The organism is Serratia sp. JUb9 (genome assembly GCF_014298095.1).
Classification (GTDB): domain Bacteria; phylum Pseudomonadota; class Gammaproteobacteria; order Enterobacterales; family Enterobacteriaceae; genus Serratia_B; species Serratia_B rhizosphaerae.
Genome location: NZ_CP060416.1, coordinates 1,641,862 through 1,659,172 on the forward strand (window position 1 = coordinate 1,641,862; position 17,311 = coordinate 1,659,172).

General features: G+C 60.6%; 15 protein-coding genes. 10 read left to right on the forward strand and 5 right to left on the reverse strand.

Features of this window, described 5'->3' with window-relative positions:
* Nucleotides 1-134 precede the first annotated feature (134 nt).
* The 7 genes from elaB (at nucleotide 135) to menE (ending at nucleotide 7,888) form a co-directional block, all read left to right on the forward strand.
* The gene (gene elaB / locus HF675_RS07750; RefSeq protein ID WP_105233449.1) at nucleotides 135-446 is read left to right on the forward strand and encodes a stress response protein ElaB; all 312 of its coding nucleotides are present in this window, start codon (nucleotides 135-137) and stop codon (nucleotides 444-446) included.
* A 158-nt stretch (nucleotides 447-604) separates the two neighbouring features.
* Nucleotides 605-1,897 carry an isochorismate synthase MenF gene (menF, locus tag HF675_RS07755; RefSeq protein ID WP_187044364.1) on the forward strand — a complete coding sequence of 431 codons (1,293 nt, stop codon included), beginning with the start codon at nucleotides 605-607 and terminating at the stop codon, nucleotides 1,895-1,897.
* A 319-nt stretch (nucleotides 1,898-2,216) separates the two neighbouring features.
* Entirely contained in the window at nucleotides 2,217-3,890 is a 1,674-nt protein-coding gene (gene menD, locus HF675_RS07760; protein ID WP_187044365.1) for a 2-succinyl-5-enolpyruvyl-6-hydroxy-3-cyclohexene-1-carboxylic-acid synthase, read from the forward strand.
* The gene (gene menH / locus HF675_RS07765; protein WP_187044366.1) at nucleotides 3,890-4,657 is read left to right on the forward strand and encodes a 2-succinyl-6-hydroxy-2,4-cyclohexadiene-1-carboxylate synthase; all 768 of its coding nucleotides are present in this window, start codon (nucleotides 3,890-3,892) and stop codon (nucleotides 4,655-4,657) included. Before menD ends, menH begins: the two co-directional genes overlap by 1 nt.
* Nucleotides 4,658-4,668: 11 nt before the next feature.
* Nucleotides 4,669-5,526: a 1,4-dihydroxy-2-naphthoyl-CoA synthase gene (gene menB, locus HF675_RS07770; protein WP_111736723.1), complete on the forward strand. Its 858-nt coding sequence runs from the start codon at nucleotides 4,669-4,671 to the stop codon at nucleotides 5,524-5,526.
* On the forward strand, nucleotides 5,526-6,509 hold the full coding sequence (gene menC / locus HF675_RS07775; RefSeq protein WP_187044367.1) for an o-succinylbenzoate synthase: 984 nt from the start codon (nucleotides 5,526-5,528) through the stop codon (nucleotides 6,507-6,509). Before menB ends, menC begins: the two co-directional genes overlap by 1 nt.
* Nucleotides 6,497-7,888 carry an o-succinylbenzoate--CoA ligase gene (menE, locus tag HF675_RS07780; protein ID WP_187044368.1) on the forward strand — a complete coding sequence of 464 codons (1,392 nt, stop codon included), beginning with the start codon at nucleotides 6,497-6,499 and terminating at the stop codon, nucleotides 7,886-7,888. Before menC ends, menE begins: the two co-directional genes overlap by 13 nt.
* A gap of 39 nt (nucleotides 7,889-7,927) precedes the next feature.
* Here the strand turns inward: menE and katA are convergent, their stop codons facing one another.
* Nucleotides 7,928-9,364 carry a catalase KatA gene (gene katA / locus HF675_RS07785; RefSeq protein WP_187044369.1) on the reverse strand — a complete coding sequence of 479 codons (1,437 nt, stop codon included), beginning with the start codon at nucleotides 9,362-9,364 and terminating at the stop codon, nucleotides 7,928-7,930.
* A gap of 345 nt (nucleotides 9,365-9,709) precedes the next feature.
* Between katA and HF675_RS07790 the strand changes: the two genes are divergently transcribed.
* Nucleotides 9,710-10,252: a YfaZ family outer membrane protein gene (locus tag HF675_RS07790; RefSeq protein ID WP_187044370.1), complete on the forward strand. Its 543-nt coding sequence runs from the start codon at nucleotides 9,710-9,712 to the stop codon at nucleotides 10,250-10,252.
* A gap of 47 nt (nucleotides 10,253-10,299) precedes the next feature.
* Here the strand turns inward: HF675_RS07790 and tyrP are convergent, their stop codons facing one another.
* Complete coding sequence (gene tyrP / locus HF675_RS07795) at nucleotides 10,300-11,508, reverse strand: tyrosine transporter TyrP (protein WP_187044371.1); 1,209 nt, start codon at nucleotides 11,506-11,508, stop codon at nucleotides 10,300-10,302.
* A gap of 244 nt (nucleotides 11,509-11,752) precedes the next feature.
* Here tyrP and HF675_RS07800 point away from each other — a divergent pair, with 244 nt between their 5' ends.
* Both HF675_RS07800 and HF675_RS07805 read left to right on the forward strand, forming a co-directional pair.
* Nucleotides 11,753-12,949: a nicotinamide mononucleotide deamidase-related protein YfaY gene (locus HF675_RS07800; RefSeq protein ID WP_111736726.1), complete on the forward strand. Its 1,197-nt coding sequence runs from the start codon at nucleotides 11,753-11,755 to the stop codon at nucleotides 12,947-12,949.
* Between the two features lie 166 nt (nucleotides 12,950-13,115).
* Nucleotides 13,116-13,331, forward strand: a complete 216-nt coding sequence (locus tag HF675_RS07805; protein WP_015673130.1) for a Hok/Gef family protein — start codon at nucleotides 13,116-13,118, stop codon at nucleotides 13,329-13,331.
* A gap of 132 nt (nucleotides 13,332-13,463) precedes the next feature.
* Here HF675_RS07805 and yfaE read toward each other — a convergent pair whose 3' ends face one another.
* The 3 genes from yfaE to nrdA form a co-directional block, all read right to left on the reverse strand.
* On the reverse strand, nucleotides 13,464-13,724 hold the full coding sequence (yfaE, locus tag HF675_RS07810; protein WP_105231910.1) for a class I ribonucleotide reductase maintenance protein YfaE: 261 nt from the start codon (nucleotides 13,722-13,724) through the stop codon (nucleotides 13,464-13,466).
* 1 nt (nucleotide 13,725) lies between these two features.
* A complete protein-coding gene (nrdB, locus tag HF675_RS07815; RefSeq protein WP_187044372.1) occupies nucleotides 13,726-14,856 on the reverse strand; it encodes a class Ia ribonucleoside-diphosphate reductase subunit beta in 1,131 nt (376 codons plus the stop codon).
* A gap of 98 nt (nucleotides 14,857-14,954) precedes the next feature.
* Nucleotides 14,955-17,243, reverse strand: coding sequence for a class 1a ribonucleoside-diphosphate reductase subunit alpha (nrdA, locus tag HF675_RS07820; protein ID WP_105231908.1), 2,289 nt, complete (start codon nucleotides 17,241-17,243; stop codon nucleotides 14,955-14,957).
* Nucleotides 17,244-17,311 lie beyond the last annotated feature (68 nt).

The following is a 17,311-nucleotide window of genomic DNA, read 5'->3' on the forward strand; positions in this document are numbered from 1 at the left end:
AGCACGCGTCAGCCGTTAACATCTGGCAAGCGCCGGGAATTGTTGTCTATAGTGTAGAGACGGCGAACCGCTATGCCGTACGGATTTCGGCACGGCGCTGAAATCCGGCGGCGACAACAATGGAGAACGGTGAAATGACAAGATATACGGACGAAAGTCGTACCACCCTTGATGACGATCTGCGCATGCTCAGCGATACCCTGCAGGAAGTATTGGACTATTCGGGCGACCGCGCCGATCAGGCTTATGTGGATATTAAGAGCCATGCGGAGCAGGCGCTGAAAGAAGTAAAGTCTCGCTTGAGCGGCGCTTCCGAGGGATATTATGCGCGCGCCAAAGAGGCGGTGCATCGCACCGACGATTATGTGCGTGATAATCCCTGGCATAGCGTGGGCATCGGCGCGACGATTGGTCTCGTCTTCGGGCTATTGCTGGCCCGGAAGTAAACCATTGTGCTGATAGGCGGCCGCAATGCGGTCGCCTGCCATTTCACTTTTCCCGCCGTCGCTTCTGTCTCACCTTTGGCCGCGGGGCTTTATTTTTCCGACTCTCTGGCGGTTTTACCGTATAATCCCCCACATTTCGTTTGGTTAATGAGGTGGCGGTGGAACATATCTCAGCATTGTTGCAGCAGTTGCGCCAGCGGCTGGCGCAGCCTTCCTCGGACGCCGCTGGCTTCCGGCAGATTTCCCTCCCCGTGAGCGACGCGCTCAGCGACGATTTGCTGGCATGGCTGGCGGCGCAATCCACTTTCCCGCAGTTTTACTGGCGCCATCGGGATGAGCAGGAAGAGGCGGCGGTGTGCGGCGCGCTGCGGCAGTTCAGTGATGTGGCCGCCGCGCAGGCGTTTATTGCGGCGAACCCTGCGGCGCGCGTCTGGGGGTTAACGGCATTTGACGGTTCATCCTGTCTGTTTTTACCACGGCTGGCGTGGCTGAGACGTGATAATTGCACGAGTTTGACGCTTAACCTGTTTACGGAAAACGCATCAGCAACGGCTGATTGGCTGGCGACACTGGCGCCGGCGACGCCGATTGCTCCGCTGCGGACGACGGTTGAGGCGGTAGAGCATCGTCCCGATGCCGCCGGTTGGGCGCAGATGCTGCAGCAGGCGCTGACGGCGATCGCCGCAGGGCGTCTGGAGAAGGTGGTGCTGGCGCGCAACAGCCGGTTGACGCTGACGCAGCCGCCGTCCGCCCCCGCGCTGATGGCGGCCAGCCGGCGGGTTAATCACCGCTGCTACCACTTTATGCTGCGCTTTAGCGCACGTTCGGCCTTCCTCGGCTCCAGCCCGGAACGGCTCTATCTGCGTGACGGACGACATTTGCTGACCGAGGCGCTGGCCGGCACGGTTGCTAATGACGGCGATGATGTTCGGGCGCAGCGGCTGGCGCAGTGGTTGCTGGACGATCGGAAGAATCAGCATGAAAACCTGCTGGTAGTGGATGATATTTGCCAGCGCCTGCAGGGCGGCGTCAGCGCGCTGGACGTGCAGCCGCCGGAAGTGCTGCGTTTGCGTAAGGTGCAGCATCTGCGCCGACGCATCTCCGGGCAGTTGCAGGCGGCGGATGATGCGGAGTGCCTGCAGCGTCTGCAGCCGACGGCGGCGGTTGCAGGCCTGCCGCGCCGGGCAGCCCGGGTATTTATCGCCGCCCATGAGCCGGTGACGCGCGGCTGGTACGCCGGCTGCGCCGGGTATCTGTCCGCCGGGCGCGCTGAGTTTTGCGTTGCGCTGCGTTCCTGCCAGATTGACGACGATAGCCTGCAGCTGTATGCCGGCGCCGGCATCGTCAGCGGTTCGGACCCACAGCAGGAGTGGCGGGAGCTGGACAACAAGGCGGCGGCGCTGCGCAGTCTGCTGCAGCCGGAGTCAACGGCTGCAGATGCTGCTGATTAACTGCGTGTATCTCTCCTAAATAATTCGAGTGACAGGATAGCGGCAAGGGAAGGGAGCCTGATGGGGGCTGATACAGGTAAGTGATTCAGGGACTGAGTACAGTCAACGCGGCTATAACTTGAAGTGTGACGGCTATAAATCCCTAAAATTGATCGGCAGGGGGATTGGCCGCATTTCCTGCTGCCGGGATATCGCGTGTTTTTGCGCTGGCGCAAGAGTTGCCAGGATAACTACTCATATAATTCTTGTTAATGACTTTTAGTGAATCAGACAGCGATGGCTATATCCCCGGCCGATTGCTTTGACTTGTGAGCCAACTATGTCGACAAGTGTCTTTAACCGCCGTTGGGCGGCGTTGTTGTTGGAGGCGGTGTCCCGCCACGGCGTACGACATGTGTGTATTGCCCCGGGCTCACGCTCTACGCCGCTGACGCTGGCGGCGGCAGCCAATCCTGCTTTTATTTGCCATACCCATTTTGATGAACGCGGGCTGGGCCATCTGGCGCTTGGGCTGGCGAAGGCCGCTCGCGAGCCGGTGGCGGTGATCGTTACCTCCGGCACTGCAGCCGCTAACCTGTATCCGGCGCTGATTGAAGCCGGGCTGACGGGGGAGCGGCTGGTGTTTCTCACCGCCGACCGGCCGCCGGAGCTGATCGACTGCGGCGCCAATCAGGCGATTCGCCAGCGCGGCCTGTATGCCTCCCATCCGACCCTCAGTATTGACTTACCACGGCCAACGCCGGATATCCCCGCCAGTTGGCTGGTTTCTACCGTCGACGATGCGATGGCGCGGCTGTCGCACGGCGCGCTACATATTAACTGTCCGTTTGCCGAGCCGCTGTATGGCGGCGGCGAGCAGCACTATGCCGGCTGGTCTGCAGAGCTTGGAGACTGGTGGACAGGCAATCAGCCGTGGCTGCGCGAGATGGATACGCACCAGGTGCCGCTACAGCCGGACTGGTTCTTCTGGCGGCAAAAGCGCGGCGTGGTGGTGGCCGGGCGTATCAGCGCCGAAGAGGGCGCTCAGCTGGCGCAGTGGGCGGCGACGCTGGGCTGGCCGCTGATTGGCGACGTACTGTCGCAGACCGGCCAGCCGCTGCCCTGCGCCGACCTGTGGCTGGCGCAGCCGCGGGCTCGCCAAGTGCTGGACAATGCGCAGCTGGTGATTCAGTTCGGCGGCAGTCTGACGGGAAAACGCCTGCTGCAGTGGCAGGCGAGCTGTCAGCCGGAGGAGTACTGGCTGATTGACGCTCTGCCGGGGCGGCTCGATCCGGCGCATCATCGCGGCCGACGTATTTGTGCTGCGGTCAGTGACTGGCTGGCGCAGCATCCGGCGCAGCCGCGTACGCCCTGGGCCGTTGAGTTGCCTGCATTGGCGCACGACGCGTTCGAGACGGTGGCAGGCGACGTTTATCACCGCTTCGGCGAAGCGCAACTGGCGCATCGCCTGCCGGAGCTGTTGCCGCAGAACGGGCAGCTGTTTTTGGGCAACAGTCTGGTGGTGCGGCTGGTTGACGCGCTGGCGCAGTTGCCTGCCGGCTATCCGGTGTTCAGCAACCGCGGCGCCAGCGGCATCGACGGCCTGATTTCCACCGCCGCCGGCGTACAGCGCGCCGGCGCCAAACCCACGCTGGCGCTGGTGGGCGATTTATCCGCGCTGTATGACCTGAACTCACTGGCGTTGTTGCGTCAATGCTCGGCGCCGACGCTGCTTGTGGTGGTGAATAACAACGGCGGACAAATTTTTTCGCTGCTGCCGACGCCGGAAGAGGAAAGAGAACGTTTTTACTGTATGCCGCAGGCGGTGGACTTTAGCCATGCCGCCGCCATGTTCCAACTGGCGTATGCGCAGGTTAGCGACTGGGAAGCGCTGCAACAGGCGGTTGAGCGCGGCTGGCGTCATCGCGGCACGACGCTGATTGAGCTGCAGGTTACGCCTGCCGCGGGGGCGGAAACCTTGCAGCGCCTGCTGGCGCAGATGGCGGCGCGCTGATGCTGGCCGCACGCATACTGCAGCAGGGCGAGCGCCAGCGTCCGTGGCTGGTTTGGCTGCATGGCCTGCTGGGCAACAATAATGAGTGGCGGGTGATCGCCGCCCGCTGCGCGCAATGGCCGTCGCTGGCCATCGATCTGCCGGGGCATGGCGAATCGGTCGGTCAGCGCTGCCATAGCTTTGCCGAGGTCAGCCGCCAGATTGGCGCTACGCTGCGGCAGCATAAGATTGAGCGCTACTGGCTGGTGGGGTATTCGCTGGGCGGACGCATTGCCATGTATCACGCCTGCTGCGGCGAAACGACCGGTTTGCAGGGGCTGGTGATTGAAGGCGGCAATCCGGGGCTGACCAGCGATGAACTGCGCCGTCAGCGTTGTGAGCACGACGCCCGCTGGGCGGCGCGTTTCCGCAGCGAACCGCTGCCGCAGGTGCTGGCGGACTGGTATCGGCAACCGGTGTTTCACGAACTGAGCGCGCCTCATCGCGAGGCGCTGATTGAAGCGCGCTCGCTCAATGACGGTCCAGCGGTGGCGGCGATGCTGGAGGCCACCTCGCTGGGGCGTCAGCCCTGGCTGGCGCCGCAGTTACGGCGGCTGCAACTGCCGAAACTGGTGTTGTGCGGTGCCGACGACGACAAATTTCAAGTGCTGACGCGCACGGCCGGTCTGCCGCTGCGCACCGTCGTGCAGGCCGGGCACAATGCACATCTGGCCAATCCGCGCGCGTTTGCCGCGCAGCTGAATGATTTTCTTGTTAATCCTGCTTAAAGGAATCGAACATGCTTTATCCGAATGAAGAACACCTGTACGCCGCCATCGACTGGCAAGACTGCAGCGGCGATTTCAGCGATATCCTGTATCACAAGTCACACGACGGCATCGCGAAAATCACCATCAACCGCCCGCAGGTGCGCAACGCTTTCCGTCCGCAGACGGTAAAAGAGATGATTGAGGCGCTCAGCAATGCGCGTTACGACGACGGCATCGGCGTGATTATCCTGACCGGCGCGGGGGACAAGGCGTTCTGCTCCGGCGGCGATCAGAAGGTGCGCGGCGACTACGGCGGCTATCAGGACGACAGCGGCGTGCACCACCTGAACGTGCTCGATTTTCAGCGCCAGATCCGCACCTGCCCGAAACCGGTGGTGGCGATGGTGGCGGGCTATTCGATCGGCGGCGGTCACGTATTGCATATGATGTGCGATCTGACCATTGCGGCGGACAACGCGATATTCGGCCAGACCGGCCCGAAAGTCGGCTCCTTTGACGGTGGCTGGGGCGCTTCCTATATGGCGCGCATTGTCGGCCAGAAAAAGGCGCGGGAAATCTGGTTCCTGTGCCGTCAGTATGACGCGCAGGCGGCGCTGGATATGGGGCTGGTCAATACCGTGGTGCCGCTGGCCGAGCTGGAAAGAGAGACGGTGCGCTGGTGCCGCGAGATGCTGCAGAACAGCCCGATGGCGCTGCGCTGTCTGAAGGCGGCGCTGAATGCCGACTGCGACGGCCAGGCCGGTCTGCAGGAGCTGGCGGGCAATGCCACCATGCTGTTCTATATGACCGACGAAGGGCAGGAAGGACGTAATGCGTTCAACGAAAAGCGCCAGCCTGACTTCAGCAAATTCAAGCGTAATCCGTAATGACGGCCCCTGAGCGTAGTGCCGGCGTTTACCGCTATTGCCTGCCGATGGAGGCGGGTGTGGTGCTGCGTCACCAGCGGCTGAAAACGCGCGACGGGCTGTTGGTGCATCTGCAGCAGGGCGAACGCAGCGGCTGGGGCGAGATCGCGCCGCTGCCGGAATTCAGCCGCGAGACGCTGGAGCAGGCGCAGCAGGCGCTGCTGGCCTGGTTGCCAGGCTGGCTGGACGGCGATTTACCGGCCGAGAGCGGGTTGCCGTCGGTGGCGTTCGGCGTCAGCTGCGCGCTGGCGGAGTGCGGGCAGCAGCTGCCGGCCGACGCCGATTACCGCAAGGCGCCGCTGTGCACCGGCGACCCCGATGCGCTGTTTGCCGAACTGGCGGCGCTGCCGGGCGACAAGATCGCCAAGGTGAAGGTCGGGCTGTATGAAGCGGTACGTGACGGCATGGTGGTCAATATGCTGCTGGAGGCGCTGCCGGATTTGCGTCTGCGACTGGACGCCAACCGCAGCTGGACGCCGTCGCGGGCCGCCGGCTTCGCCAAATACGTCAACCCGGCGTGGCGCAAGCGTATCGCGTTTATTGAAGAGCCCTGCAAAACCCGCGCAGAGTCGCGTGCCTTTGCGCAGGAGAGCGGCATCGCCATCGCCTGGGATGAAAGCGTGCGCGAGGCGGGTTTTGTGGTACAGGCCGAGCCGGGCGTGGCGGCCATCGTGATAAAACCGACGCTGACCGGCAGCCTGAACCGCTGCCGCGCGTTGATTCAGCAGGCGCATCAGGCCGGGCTGACGGCGGTGATCAGCTCCAGCATTGAGTCCAGCCTGGGGTTGACCCAACTGGCGCGGATGGCGCACTGGCTGACGCCGGATACCGTACCGGGGCTGGATACGCTGGGGCTGATGCAGGCGCAACTGCTGCGGCGCTGGCCGGGCAGCCCGCTGCCGCTGCTGGAGACGGATGCGCTGGAGTGCGTATGGCGCAGTTGAACGACTGGCCGTGGCGTTACTGGGCGCGGCAGCGGCCGGCGGACACCGCGCTGACGGTAGGCCAGGAGGCGATCTGCTGGCGGCAGCTGCGCCAGCAGATCGATGCGCTGACGGCGGGCTTTCAGCATCAGGGCGTGACGCCGGGCTGCGGCGTGGTGCTGTGCGGTAAGAATGATTATCCGCTGCTGCTGGCCTATCTGGCGCTGCTGCAGTGCGGCGCCCGGCTGCTGACGCTCAATCCGGCGCTGCCGTCGCGGACGCTGGAGGCGCTGCTGCCGACGCTGGATATCCGGTTCGCCGTAGCGCCGGACGGGACGCCGGCGGGAATAAGCGGGGTGCCGGTGCTGGACGCCGATGCGGCCGACGGCGGCGAACCGCGCGACATCGGCTGGCAACCCCAACGCCTGGCGACGCTGACGTTGACCTCCGGCTCCAGCGGTCTGCCCAAGGCCGCGGCGCACAGCTGCGCCGGGCATCTGGCCAGCGCGGAAGGAGTGCTGCAGCTGATGGCGTTTCAGCCCGGCGACAGCTGGCTGCTGTCGCTGCCGCTGTATCATGTTTCCGGGCAGGGCATCATCTGGCGCTGGCTGGCGGCGGGGGCGCAGCTGGTGGTGCGTGCCGGAATGCCGTTGGCGCAGGCGCTGGCCGGCTGCAGCCACGCGTCGCTGGTGCCGACTCAGCTGTGGCGTTTGCTCAGTCAGCCGCAGGCATCACTGGCGCTGAAAGCGGTGCTGCTTGGCGGCGCAATGATCCCGGTCTCCCTGACGGAGCAGGCGGAGGCCAAAGGCATCCGCTGCTGGTGCGGCTACGGCCTGACCGAATTTGCCTCGACGGTGTGCGCCAAGCGTGCCGATGCGCTGCCGGGCGTCGGTTTGCCGTTGGCAGGGCGGGAAATCAGGCTGGTGGATGAAGAAGTGTGGATCCGCGCGGCGAGCATGGCGTTGGGATACTGGCGCGACGGCCGGCTGCAGCCGATTGGCGATGCGCAGGGCTGGTTCCACAGCCGCGATCGCGGCGTGATGGCGCAGGGCGAGCTGCGTATTATCGGGCGCCTGGATAATCTGTTTTTCAGCGGCGGCGAGGGCGTGCAGCCGGAGGATGTGGAGCGGGTGTTGGCGGCGCATCCGCAAATCTCGCAGGTGTTCGTGGTGCCGGTGGATGACGCCGAGTTCGGTCAGCGTCCGGCAGTGGTGATTGAAGGGGACGGCGCGCTGTCGCTGGAAGCGCTGCTGCTGTGGGCGCAGGATCGGCTGGCGAATTTCCAGCGGCCCGTGGCACTGTGGCATTTGCCGGAGCAGTTAAAAAGCGGTGGCATCAAGATTGCGCGACGGCAGGTGCAGGAGTGGGCCAGCCGACAGTGGCGGGCGACGAGTCAATAAGGGGCCGGATAGAAACGGCCCCTGACGCTGCATTACCTTTTATTTCAGACCCAGCGCCTTGGCGACGCCGGCGCCATAGTCCGGATGGACGCGGGTGAACAGGTCGACCTGACGACGCTGGATAGCCTCGGGCACCTGCGACAGCTCACCGGCGATGCGGGTGAACATCCGCTGATGCTCTTCGGCGCTTAACAACTCAAACAGCGCGCGCGGCTGGCTGTAGTAATCATCGTCTTCGCGGTGGTTCCAGTGGTCGGCCGCACCCTCAATGCTCAATGGCGGTTCGCTGAAATCCGGCTGCTCCTGATACAGGCCGAAGCTGTTCGGCTCATAGGTGGCGCCGTTGCCGCTGTTGCCGTCCACGCGCATGGCGCCGTCGCGGTGGTAGTTATGGAACGGGCATTTGGCGGCATTGACCGGGATCTGGTGATGATTAACGCCCAGGCGGTAGCGGTGCGCATCGCCATAAGAGAACAGGCGGCCCTGCAGCATTTTATCCGGCGAGAAACCGATGCCGGGCACCACGTTGGCCGGGTTCATCGCTACCTGCTCAACCTCGGAGAAATAGTTGTCCGGGTTGCGGTTCAGCTCGAAGAAACCGACGTCGAACAGCGGGTAGTCGGCGTGCGGCCACACCTTGGTCAGATCGAAGGGGTTATACGGCGTTTGCGACGCCTCATGTTCCGGCATGATCTGCACCTGCAGCTTCCAACGCGGGAAGTCGCCTCGCTCGATCGCCTCGAACAGATCGCGCTGTGAGCTTTCACGATCTTTGGCGATGATCGCTTCGGCCTGATCGTCCATCAAATTCTCAATGCCCTGTTCGCAGCGGAAGTGGAATTTCACCCAGAAACGCTGGTTGTCGGCATTGATCAGGCTGAACGTATGGCTGCCGAAACCGTGCATATGGCGATAGGACTTCGGCAGCCCGCGGTCGCTGAAGTCGATGGTCAGCTGGTGCAGCGACTCCGGCAGGTGAGAGAAAAAGTCCCACTTGTAAACCGGGTTGCGCAGGTTGGTGCGCGGGTCGCGCTTGACCACGTGGTTGAGATCCGGGAATTTGAGCGGATCGCGCAGGTAAAATACCGGCGTATCGTTGCCCACCAGATCCCAGTTGCCCTCTTCGGTGTAGAACTTCATGGCAAAGCCGCGGATGTCGCGCTCTGCGTCGGCCGCGCCGCGTTCGCCGGCCACGGTGGAGAAGCGCACGAACATCTCGGTCTGTTTGCCGATCTCAGAGAAAATTTTGGCGCGGGTGTACTGAGTGATGTCGTGGGTGACGGTAAAGGTGCCGTAAGCGCCGGAACCTTTGGCGTGCATACGGCGCTCCGGGATCACCTCCCGGTCGAAGTGGGCAAGTTTCTCCAGAAACCAGACGTCCTGCAGCAGCATCGGACCGCGTTTGCCGGCGGTGATGACATTATTATTATCCACAACCGGCGCGCCGGCCGCGGTGGTTAATCCTTTCTTGCTCATCCTGTGCTCCTTGATATAGCAGTTAACTGTGATAGCGCATACTCGGGTGACTCAGCGTTCACGGTGTTTACCTGCGGAGCGGATTGTCGTCCCGCGTCGGTAAAGCACTATTATTTGTAGACCTATTAATCCGCAGCGGCAAATAGGTCTGAGTTATTGTTGCCGGTAACAGTGAGAATTTTCCTGTCGATCGGCAAAAATTTACATTCATTTGATTGGAAAAGGTTTTTCTCACGCAGGCTGCGCTGATAGGCTGTTGCGCTTCGGTATAGGTATTTCGCGTTACGATGGCGCGTTCAGCCATCGCATATCAGGCGAACAGATCAACGCAAAAAGGGAAAGCACATGAAGAAAAGTTTAGTGGCATGCGCAGCAGGTCTGCTGCTGGTCAGCGGAACGGCAAGCGCCATCGGTGTTTCTGCACAAGCCGGGCGCCATTACACCAATCTGGGCGTCGACCTGGGCAGCAACAGCGCCGGGTTTGGCCTGAACGGCAACTGGGCGCGCAGCGACCATGACGGCAACGTCGGCAGCCTGGGGCTGACCTTCAGCCTGCCTGCCGGCCCGCTGAGTGCGACCGTCGGCGGCAAGGCGCTGTATCTGAGCCCGAAAGAGGGCAAAGACGGCGGGGCGCTGGCGCTGGGCGGCGGCCTGGAGTGGACGATTAACCGTTACTTCAGCCTGTACGGCGAAGGCTACTTCGCGCCGGAGGCCTTTACCAGCGGCGTGAAGTCGTACAGCGAAGCCAACGGCGGCCTGCGCTGGAATGTCCTGCGTCCGCTGAGCGTGGATGTCGGCTATCGCTATATGAAGATGAAAGGTAAAGACGGGCACCGTGATAACACGCTGGCCGACGGGCCATATATTGGCGTCGGTTTGAGTTTCTGACCTGACTCAATCATAACGGGGGCCTCGGCCCCCGTTGTTATTTTCGCTTAGCCCACCGCCGGCAACAGGCCGCCGGCAATGCTTAACTGAATGGCGATCACCGCGATACCGCAGATGAATACCAGCGCCAGCGCGGGCGTTCCTCCCCACACGCGGTATGAAGTCTGATGCTGACGGCGGGTTTTCCAGACCAGCAGCGAAGGCAGCAGCAGCGCCAGCACCGCCAGCGCAATGGCGGCAAAGCCCAACGCCAGCACGAAGCCACGCGGGTAGAACAGCGCGAAGGCCAGCGGCGGCAGGAAAGTGATCAGACCGGTCTGCAAACGCCCCCCGATGTTATCTTTGCGTTTGCATAAATCGGCCAGGAAATCGAACAGACCGAGCGACACGCCGAGGAAGGAGGTTGCCAGCGCCAGGTCAGCGAACAGGTGCACTGTCAGTTCAACGTGGGGAGACGCCACCACGTCGCGCATCGCCTGAAGCAGCCCGTTTAAGCCCGCCTGCTGCGCCAGAATGCCGATAAAGGTGTCTGAGCTGATGGTGCCGAGCGTCGCCAGCTGCCAGAAGATGTAGGCCACTAACGGAATCGCGCTGCCGATGATAAAAATCCAGCGCAGCCTGCGGATATTGCCGCCCATATAGTTGACGATGCTCGGCACGCTGCCATGGAAGCCAAAAGAGGTGAAAATCACCGGAATGGCCGACAGCGCCAGCCCTTGCTCCAGCGGCAGCGTCATCAGATTGGTTTGGTGAATATTCGGCAGCATCAGGCCGAGCATCACGATCAGGAACACCACCTTGGCGCTGAACAGCAGGCGATTGAACATATCGACCGAATGCGTGCCGATACACACCACGCCGCCGGCAATCAGGGTAAACAGCAGCACGCCCAGCGCATTGGGCATGTGGCTGTCAGTCCACTGGCTGATGCTGGCGGCCAGCAGTTCGCCGGCGCCGCTGATATAGGCGGCGGTCAGAGCGTACATCAAAAACATCATGCTGAAACTGGTGAGCCACTGCCCGCCGCCGCCCAGATAGCGTTTTGCCAGGGTGCCGAGGCCGGTATCGGCCTGCTCATGCTGATAGACCTCTACCAGCAGCAGGGCGGTGTAACACATCAACAACCACAGCCCAATCAGTAAACTCAAGGTTACGCCGAACCCGACGCCGGCTGCCGCCAGCGGCATGGCCAGCATTCCGGCGCCGATAGAGGTGCCGGCTACGATAAAAACACTGCCAAGAGTGCGATTCTTCACGTTTTTCTCTGCGGTTGATGAGTTTGGAAAAATTATAGGTAACGATTTGCGTGAGCGGCAGGATAGTTGAAGGTGCAAATCATGTCAAACATGCGTTACATGGTATGTAAAGTTATTCTTACATCCTCGTGGGCGGTGCGGTTATTCAGAAAAATGCTTAGTGTGATAAGAAACGATTTATAGATAGTGAAAAGTTATTTACAGACTTCTATAGTGGAATGACCAGAAAATGTGGGAGAGATCAATGTTAAGGGTTGAGATGCTCAGCACCGGCGACGAAGTGTTGCATGGGCAAATTATTGATACCAATGCGGCCTGGCTGGCTGATTATCTGTTCCAGCAGGGAATCCCGATGAGCGGGCGTGAAACGGTGGGGGACAGCCTCGCTTCCCTGATTGAAACGCTGCAGGAACGCAGTCAAATCGCTGACATCTTGATCGTCAACGGCGGTCTGGGGCCGACCAGCGACGATCTCAGCGCGCTGGCGGCGGCGACGGCCTCCGGCGTTGAGCTGGTGGAGCAGGCGGCATGGATCGCCCGCATGGAGGCGTATTTCGCCGAGCGCGGCCGGCCGATGGCCGATTCGAACCGCAAGCAGGCGCAGATTCCGGCTAACGCCGAACTTATCGATAACCGCGTCGGCACCGCCTGTGGGTTTATGCTACGGCTGAATAAGTGCCTGATGTTCTTTACGCCCGGCGTACCGTCTGAATTTAAAACCATGGTCACGGAACAGATTGTGCCGCGTCTGCGTCAGCACTTTACGCTGTCCGCGCCGCCGCTGTGCCTGCGGTTGACTACCTTCGGCTGCTCGGAAAGCGATCTGGCCGCCGAGCTGGACGGTATGCCGTTGCCGGAGGGCGTGGTGCTGGGTTACCGCTCTTCCAGCCCGATTATCGAGCTGAAGCTGACCGGCCCGGAAACACAACGCGCGGCGATGGAAGCTGCCTGGCAGCGAGTGCGCCAGGTCGCCGGCGACAATACAATTTTTGAGGGCACGGTGGGGCTGCCGGCAACGCTGGCGCAGCAACTGCGTCAGCAGGGGCTGAAGCTGGCGCTCAGCGAACAGTTCAGCGCCGGCCTTATCAACCTGCAGTTGCAAAGCGCAGATGCGCCGCTGGCCGGGGGCGAACTGTTGCCTTCGCACTGTCTGGAAACGCTGGAAACGGTCATCGCGCGCGCACAATCGCTGGCGCAACTGGCGGGCGCACAGCTGGCGCTGGCGGTCAGCGCGATGCAGGATGAGCAGGTCAGCATTGCGCTGCATACGCCGCGCGGCAGCGTCGGGCAGACGGTGCGCTATCGCGCCTCACGTCATGGTCTGCGTCTGCGGCAGGAGTCGGTGGCGATGCTGGCGCTGGATATGCTGCGTCGCTGGCTGGCCGGTGGGCAGGTATGCGGTAAAAACGGCTGGTTGGAGATGGTGGAGATTATCGAGTAAGGAACCGTTGATGTTAATGATATATCCCTTATTAATCATAATATTATAGGGGATATTCGTCGCGGGACAATGCTGTTATTCTGCTTGCGGGTGCTTGAGTCTGTTCGTCTTGAGCATGGTGTGGCAGGGCGGATAAATGAAAGCCCCAGACTGACTCTAAATCAGAATGGGGCTGCTCATACCGCCTAGACACCGGTATGGTAGCCCCTTCACCGCAAGGAGGCAAGCAGTGCATAAAAAATATGCGCTACACCTGTTAGTCGTTGTATGTATTACGGTTTTAATATTCTTTGGGATGATAAAAGGTTCGCTCTGCGAGCTGAAGATTGACCAGGGGAATATTACTATCCACATGACGCTAGCATGTGATGTGAAGCGGTAATCATAGCGCGGGGTAACCTCAGATGGCGCAAGGCGGACAAGGCTGTCGCAGCGTTTTGCCAGGGTTGAGGCGGAGCTTCAACTGGGTTACCCCGTCTATTTCTGGTATCCAGGCGTTGGCTCAGGCACCCTTTTACAATTCCAGCTCGATATCCGCCTGCGGCATACAGCAGCAGGGCAGGATCTCACCGTCATTGATAAACGCCAGCGGCTGCTGGCGATAGATCACCTGGCCTTTCACCAGCTTGAGCCGACAAGCGCCGCAATAGCCGGAACGGCACTGATATTCCACCTGCACGTCGTGCAACTCCAGCACGTCGAGCAGGCTGTTTTCATGCGCCGGACAGTTTAGCTGCGTGCCGGAAGCCCGCAGCGTGACGGTTGGCGTTGCCATCTTAGAGCTCGAAGTCGCTCAGGTCGTCGGCGTTGACTTCAGAGTCGATCTGGCCGACCAGGTAGGAACTGACTTCCACTTCCTGCGGCGCCACCTGGACGTTGTCGGACACCAGCCAGGCGTTGATCCACGGGATAGGGTTGGAGCGCGTTTCGAACGGCGCGCCCAGCCCGACGGCCTGCATGCGGATGTTGGTGATGTATTCCACGTACTGGCACAGGATGTCTTTGTTCAGGCCGATCATCGAGCCGCCGCTGAACAGGTATTCGGCCCACTCTTTTTCTTGCTGTGCGGCCAGAACGAACAGGTCATAGCACTGCTGCTGACATTCGACGGCGATCTCGGCCATTTCCGGGTCGTCGGCGCCGGAGCGCATCAGGTTCAGCATATGCTGGGTGCCGGTCAGGTGCAGCGCTTCGTCACGGGCGATCAGCTTGATGATTTTGGCGTTGCCTTCCATCAGCTCGCGCTCGGCAAAGGCGAATGAACAGGCGAAGCTGACGTAGAAGCGGATCGCTTCCAGCGCGTTGACGCTCATCAGGCACAGATACAGCTGTTTTTTCAGCGCGCGCAGATTGACGGTAATGGTTTTACCGTTCACCTGATGCTCGCCTTCCCCCAGCAGATGGTAATAGCCGGTCATCTCAATCAGATCGTCGTAGTAGGACGAAATGTCTTTCGCACGTTTTTTGATCTCTTCGTTGGTGACGATGTCGTCAAACACCAGCGCCGGATCGTTGACGATATTGCGGATGATATGGGTGTAGGAGCGGGAGTGAATGGTCTCGGAGAAGGACCAGGTTTCCACCCAGGTTTCCAGCTCAGGGATCGAAATCAGCGGCAGCAGGGCGACGTTCGGGCTGCGTCCCTGAATGGAGTCCAGCAGCGTCTGATACTTCAGGTTGCTGATGAAGATATGTTTCTCGTGTTCCGGCAGAGCCTGATAGTCGATGCGGTCGCGGGAAACGTCCACTTCTTCCGGACGCCAGAAGAAGGACAGCTGTTTTTCGATCAGCTTTTCAAAAATTTCATATTTTTGCTGGTCGAAACGCGCGACGTTGACCGATTGGCCAAAGAACATCGGTTCGAGCAGTTGATCGTTTTTATTCTGAGAAAAAGTGGTGTAAGCCATGAGCCTGAATCCTTTGATACCACACAGATAGGGGCCGGATTATACCGGCCCCTACGTGCGAACTTTGTAGGGGCCGAACGCCCGGCCCTCAGCGTTAATTAAATCTTGCAGGCGCCGCTTTCGCAGTCGTCATCGCCGCCTTTGGCCGGCAGAATATCTTCCTGAACGTCTTCGGCGCCGTCACGGGTGTTTTGATAATACAGAGTCTTCACACCGAACTTGTAAGTGGTGAGCAGGTCTTTGAGCAACTGCTTCATCGGCACCTTGCCGCCGGTAAAGCGGGTCGGGTCATAGTTGGTGTTGGCCGAAATCGACTGGTCGATAAACTTCTGCATCAGGCCGACCAGCTGCAGATAGCCGTCGTTGCTCGGCATGTCCCACAGCAGCTCGTAGGCTTCTTTCAGACGTTCGTATTCCGGCACTACCTGGCGCAGAATGCCGTCTTTCGACGCTTTGATGCTGATGTGGCCGCGCGGCGGCTCAATGCCGTTGGTGGCGTTGGAAATCTGCGAGGAGGTTTCCGACGGCATCAGCGCGGACAGCGTGGAGTTACGCAGGCCGGTTTCCTGAATCTCTTTACGCAGCGTTTCCCAGTCGTAGTGCAGCGGCTCCTGGCAGATGACATCCAGATCTTTCTTGTAGGTGTCGATCGGCAGAATGCCTTGCGCATAGGTGGTTTCGTTGAACCACGGGCAGGCGCCTTGCTCCTGCGCCAGACGGTTGGAGGCTTTCAGCAGGTAGTACTGAATGGCTTCAAAGGTCTTGTGCGTCAGGTTGTTGGCGCTGCCGTCGGAGTAACGCACGCCGTGTTTCGCCAGGTAGTAGGCGTAGTTGATAACGCCGATGCCCAGAGTACGACGGCCCATGGCGCCGCGGTGGGCTGCGGTGATCGGGTAATCCTGGTAGTCCAGCAGCGCATCCAGCGCACGTACCGCCAGGGTCGCCAGCTCTTCCAGTTCATCCAGGTGCTCAATGGCGCCCAGGTTGAAGGCCGACAGCGTACACAGCGCAATTTCGCCATTTTCGTCGTTGACGTCTTCCAGCGGTTTGGTCGGCAGGGCGATTTCCAGGCACAGGTTGGACTGGCGCACCGGCGCGATCTGCGGATTAAACGGGCTGTGGGTGTTGCAGTGGTCAACGTTCTGGATGTAGATACGGCCGGTAGAGGCGCGCTCCTGCATCATCAGCGAGAACAGCTCAACCGCTTTCACACGTTTCTGGCGGATGCTGCTGTCCTGCTCGTATTGGGTGTACAGGCGCTCGAATTCATCCTGATCGGCGAAGAACGCATCGTACAGGCCCGGCACGTCGGACGGGCTGAACAGGGTGATGTCGCCGCCCTTGATCAGACGTTGGTACATCAGGCGGTTCAGCTGCACGCCGTAGTCCATGTGACGTACGCGGTTGCCTTCAACGCCGCGGTTGTTCTTCAGCACCAGCAGGCTTTCAACTTCCAGATGCCACATCGGGTAGAACAGCGTCGCCGCGCCGCCGCGTACGCCGCCCTGAGAGCAGGATTTCACCGCGGTCTGGAAGTGTTTGTAGAACGGGATACAGCCGGTGTGGAACGCTTCACCGCCGCGGATCGGGCTGCCCAGCGCGCGGATGCGGCCGGCGTTGATGCCGATACCGGCGCGTTGGGAAACGTATTTCACAATGGCGCTGGAGGTGGCGTTGATGGAATCCAGGCTGTCGCCGCACTCGATCAGCACGCAAGAGCTGAACTGGCGGGTCGGGGTGCGCACGCCGGACATAATCGGCGTAGGCAGAGAAATCTTGAAGGTGGAAATCGCGTCGTAGAAACGTTTGACGTAGTCCAGACGGGTTTCACGCGGATAGTTGGAGAACAGGCACGCGGCCACCAAAATATACAAGAACTGCGCGCTCTCGTAGATTTCGCCGCTGACGCGGTTCTGCACCAGGTATTTCCCTTCCAGCTGTTTAACCGCTGCGTAAGAGAAGTTCATGTCGCGCCAGTGGTCGATAAAGTCATTCATCTGCTCGAACTCTTCGACGCTGTAGTCTTCCAGCAGATGCTTATCGTATTTACCCATCTCAACCATGCGCACCACGTGCTCGTGCAGCTTCGGCGGCTCAAACTGGCCGTAAGCTTTTTTACGCAGGTGGAAGATCGCCAGACGCGCGGCCAGGTATTGGTAATCCGGCGCGTCGCGCGAGATCAGATCGGCCGCCGCCTTGATGATGGTTTCATGGATATCGGCGGTTTTGATGCCGTCATAAAACTGGATGTGTGAACGCAACTCTACTTGAGATACCGAGACGTTGTGTAAACCTTCCGCGGCCCAGTCGATGACCCGGTGGATTTTGTCGAGGTTGATGCGCTCTTTACGCCCATCGCGTTTAGTTACAAGTAGACTTTGGTTCATTTTTACCTGTCCGTGTGATTCCCCTAAGCAGAAGTGTAGTCGCTCTGCTCAGTATGTAAACACTATAT

Bases quoted from the DNA above. Each gene is read 5' to 3' on its own strand.
- menC (WP_187044367.1), top strand. From the start codon at position 5,526: ATGACGGCCCCTGAGCGTAGTGCCGGCGTTTACCGCTATTGCCTGCCG.
- menH (WP_187044366.1), top strand. From the start codon at position 3,890: ATGCTGGCCGCACGCATACTGCAGCAGGGCGAGCGCCAGCGTCCGTGG.
- HF675_RS07805 (WP_015673130.1), top strand. From the start codon at position 13,116: ATGGGGCTGCTCATACCGCCTAGACACCGGTATGGTAGCCCCTTCACC.
- yfaE (WP_105231910.1), bottom strand. From the start codon at position 13,724: ATGGCAACGCCAACCGTCACGCTGCGGGCTTCCGGCACGCAGCTAAAC.
- nrdB (WP_187044372.1), bottom strand. From the start codon at position 14,856: ATGGCTTACACCACTTTTTCTCAGAATAAAAACGATCAACTGCTCGAA.
- katA (WP_187044369.1), bottom strand. From the start codon at position 9,364: ATGAGCAAGAAAGGATTAACCACCGCGGCCGGCGCGCCGGTTGTGGAT.
- elaB (WP_105233449.1), top strand. From the start codon at position 135: ATGACAAGATATACGGACGAAAGTCGTACCACCCTTGATGACGATCTG.
- HF675_RS07800 (WP_111736726.1), top strand. From the start codon at position 11,753: ATGTTAAGGGTTGAGATGCTCAGCACCGGCGACGAAGTGTTGCATGGG.
- HF675_RS07790 (WP_187044370.1), top strand. From the start codon at position 9,710: ATGAAGAAAAGTTTAGTGGCATGCGCAGCAGGTCTGCTGCTGGTCAGC.
- nrdA (WP_105231908.1), bottom strand. From the start codon at position 17,243: ATGAACCAAAGTCTACTTGTAACTAAACGCGATGGGCGTAAAGAGCGC.
- menD (WP_187044365.1), top strand. From the start codon at position 2,217: ATGTCGACAAGTGTCTTTAACCGCCGTTGGGCGGCGTTGTTGTTGGAG.
- menE (WP_187044368.1), top strand. From the start codon at position 6,497: ATGGCGCAGTTGAACGACTGGCCGTGGCGTTACTGGGCGCGGCAGCGG.
- menB (WP_111736723.1), top strand. From the start codon at position 4,669: ATGCTTTATCCGAATGAAGAACACCTGTACGCCGCCATCGACTGGCAA.